The 401-nt window shown below is 70.8% G+C and carries 1 pseudogene; it reads left to right on the plus strand.

From position 1 onward, the window contains the following. A pseudogene (locus KTF55_RS09900) lies at positions 1-401 on the plus strand (hypothetical protein); the annotation flags it as partial.

Below are 401 nucleotides of genomic sequence, written 5' to 3' on the forward strand. Positions count from 1 at the left end.
TTCCGCCTCTCGCCGAGCAGCGCCGCATCGTCGAGCGGGTGAACGAGCTCATGCCCCTGGTCGAGGAGTACGGTGAGCTCGAGGACGCCCGCGAGGAGCTCGACGCCGCGCTGCCCGGCCGCCTGCGCAAGTCGGTGCTGCAGCTGGCGGTTCAGGGAGGGCTCGTGCCGCAGGACCCCGCAGACGAGCCCGCCGGCGTTCTGCTGGAGCGCATCCGCGGGCAGCGCCGGCAGCTCGTGGCCGAGGGGGAGATGAAGGCCCCGAAGGGCGGTGAGTCGATCATCTTCGCCGGTTCCGATGGCCGCCGCTATGAGAAGAGGGTGGACGCCAGGGGCCGCGAGTCCGAGCCCGTCTGCATCGAGGACGAGATCCCGTTCGAGATACCCGAGAGCTGGGAGTGG

Origin of the sequence: Collinsella sp. MSK.8.10, from assembly GCF_019041915.1 — a bacterium.
Classification (GTDB): Bacteria; Actinomycetota; Coriobacteriia; order Coriobacteriales; family Coriobacteriaceae; genus Collinsella.